The sequence below is a fragment of the Thomasclavelia sp. genome, from assembly GCF_047249845.1.
Lineage (GTDB): Bacteria > Bacillota_I > Bacilli_A > Erysipelotrichales > Coprobacillaceae > Thomasclavelia.
Map to the genome: position 1 here is coordinate 1 of NZ_JBKTWO010000124.1, position 2,418 is coordinate 2,418.

4 protein-coding genes and 1 pseudogene are annotated in these 2,418 nt (G+C 27.2%); all 5 read left to right on the forward strand.

Translation table 11 applies throughout. The features are described from left to right. Positions 1-759, forward strand: a pseudogene (gene whiA, locus ACLR9T_RS13850) (DNA-binding protein WhiA); the annotation flags it as partial. A gap of 1 nt (position 760) precedes the next feature. Next, positions 761-973, forward strand: coding sequence for a helix-turn-helix domain-containing protein (locus ACLR9T_RS13855; RefSeq protein ID WP_413110077.1), 213 nt, complete (start codon positions 761-763; stop codon positions 971-973). Positions 974-985: 12 nt separating this feature from the next. Then, the gene (locus ACLR9T_RS13860) at positions 986-1,264 is read left to right on the forward strand and encodes a hypothetical protein (protein WP_087254221.1); all 279 of its coding nucleotides are present in this window, start codon (positions 986-988) and stop codon (positions 1,262-1,264) included. Positions 1,265-1,354: 90 nt separating this feature from the next. Continuing rightward, the gene (rnmV, locus tag ACLR9T_RS13865; protein ID WP_087254218.1) at positions 1,355-1,897 is read left to right on the forward strand and encodes a ribonuclease M5; all 543 of its coding nucleotides are present in this window, start codon (positions 1,355-1,357) and stop codon (positions 1,895-1,897) included. Further along, positions 1,897-2,418: ribosomal RNA small subunit methyltransferase A (locus tag ACLR9T_RS13870; protein WP_413110078.1), on the forward strand; the 522-nt coding region annotated here is incomplete at its 3' end. The genes rnmV and ACLR9T_RS13870, both read left to right, overlap by 1 nt.

A 2,418-nucleotide genomic window follows, 5' to 3' on the forward strand; every position in this document is an offset into this window, starting at 1 on the left:
GATGAATATGATCCACAAATTGAATTTATTGTTTCACGTAAAATGAAATTAAAGAAAAATAATGTTTATATTTTGAAGGTTACAAAAGCTAGAGAAATTTTAGATGATCTGTCATTAATGGATGGACTTGGATTTCATATTATTCCTGATAAAAAGATTTTTCAAAAAGAATGCTGTATTAGAGCATATTTAGCTGGAGCATTTTTAGCTTGTGGTAGTGTTAATAATCCAGAGACTTCTAATTATCATTTAGAAATGAGTTTTGCAGAAGAGGAATATGCCAATTTTATTGCACAGTTGATGAATAATTTTGAATTAAATGCAAAAATAATTAAAAGAAGAAATAGATATGTTGTTTATTTAAAATCATCAGAGAAAATAGGTGATTTTTTAAGAGCAATGGGAGCAAGTAGATCGGTTATGAATTTTGAAAGTACACGGATTGATCGAAATATGTCTAATACAGTAAATCGTTGGAATAATTGTGATATTGCAAATGAAATTAAGTCACTTGCTAGTGCTAATAAACAGATTGATGATATCAATACAGTTGATATGTTTATGGGATTAGAAAAGCTTGATGAAAAAACTCGTTCAGTAGCGTAGATTAGAAGAAAATATCCTGAAATGTCTTTAAATGAATTAGCTCAAGTTTATTATGAAGAAACGGGACAAACTATTAGTAAATCGGGGTTGCATCACCGCTTTAAAAAAATTAGTGATGAGGCTCAAAGATTAATTCAAATGGAGAATGTATGAGATGGATAAAATTGAAATGAGATTTTGTCAAAGAGTTAAAGAATTGCGTTTGAAACAAAATATTTCACAAGAAGAATTAGCATTTCGTTGTGGTTTATCAAAGAATTATATTTCTGATGTTGAAAGAGGAACGAGAAATATTTCTTTGAAATCGATAGAAAAAATAGCAGATGGTTTAGCTATTAGAATTAAAGAATTATTTGAATTTAAATAAGGAGTTGATGTCATGGGATTTTATTATGCTGTTTTAGTAATTTTATTTATTATTGTTATCCTGAGTCTAATTTTAAATTTACTTACTAGTCCAATTGTATGGTTGATTATTATTGTATTAATAATCTGGTCATCAATTAAGAAATATATGTATAAAAAAAGAATCGAGGAATTTAATAAAGAATTCGAAGAAAAAGTTGAAGAAACAAAAAAGGCCTATTATCAAGATACGTATGATTATCAAGATGATGATGTAATTGATGTTGACTATAAAGAATATGATGATAAATAAAAATAAAAACAAGTAGTTAGCCGGTAAGGTAACTGCTTGTTTTTTAAATAGTGGATCTGTTAATATATAGGATAGAATATAGGTGAAGATATGAAGAAAATAAAAGAGATAATAGTGGTAGAAGGGAAAAGCGATACAGCTTTATTAAAAGAATTATTTGAAGTAGACACAATTGAAACCCATGGCTTAGCACTAGATAAAAAAACATTAGAATTAATTAAAGAAGCTAATAAAACTAGAGGGGTCATTGTTTTGACAGATCCAGATTTTCCTGGAAAAAAAATACGAGATCAAATTCAAACAGTTGTTCCTAATTGCAAACATGCCTTTGTTTCTAAAAAAGATGCTACTGGTAAAAAGAAGTTAGGAATTGCCGAAGCTAATAAAGAAGCGGTTGTATTAGCTTTAGAAAATATGGTTAGTTTTGATGTTGATAATCAAAGTATTACATGGCATGAGTTTATTGATTTAGATATTATTGGAAATAAACAACGAAGATTATTAGTATATGATTTATTTAATCTAGGCTATGGAAATGTTAAGACTTTATTTAAAAGGTTAAATATGGTTGGAATTAGTAAAGAAGATGTTTTAAAAAAATTAGATGAACATAAAGAAAGAGAGAATGGTTAATGAAAGATATAGCGACACTTAGTACGACCAAGTATATATTAGATAAGTATAATTTAAATGCGCTAAAAAAATATGGACAAAATTTTTTGATTGATATAAATGTTGTAAACAAAATCATCAAAGAAACAAGAATCGATAAAGATGTGGCAGTTATTGAAGTTGGACCAGGAATTGGAGCTTTAACACAAATGCTATCATGCTATGGTGGAAAAGTAATTAGTTTTGAAATTGATGAAAGATTTAAACCTGTATATGATGAGTTTTTAACTGCTGACAATCTTGAAATCATTTTTGGTGATTTTATGAAACAAGAGATAAGTAAAATTGTAGCTGATTTAAAAAAAACATATCAAAAAGTGTATTTGGTGGCTAATTTACCGTACTATATTACTACAGCAATAATTGAAAAAGTTATTTTAAGTGATTGTAATATTGATCAATTGATTGTAATGGTACAAAAAGAAGTTGCTTTGAAAATGACTAGTGATTATAAAAATCCATTATTATTGATGATTAAAGAT

What these genes read in the sequence shown, in the direction of transcription:
- ACLR9T_RS13860 (WP_087254221.1), top strand. Translation starts at nt 986, where the DNA reads ATGGGATTTTATTATGCTGTTTTAGTAATTTTATTTATTATTGTTATC.
- ACLR9T_RS13855 (WP_413110077.1), top strand. Translation starts at nt 761, where the DNA reads ATGGATAAAATTGAAATGAGATTTTGTCAAAGAGTTAAAGAATTGCGT.
- rnmV (WP_087254218.1), top strand. Translation starts at nt 1,355, where the DNA reads ATGAAGAAAATAAAAGAGATAATAGTGGTAGAAGGGAAAAGCGATACA.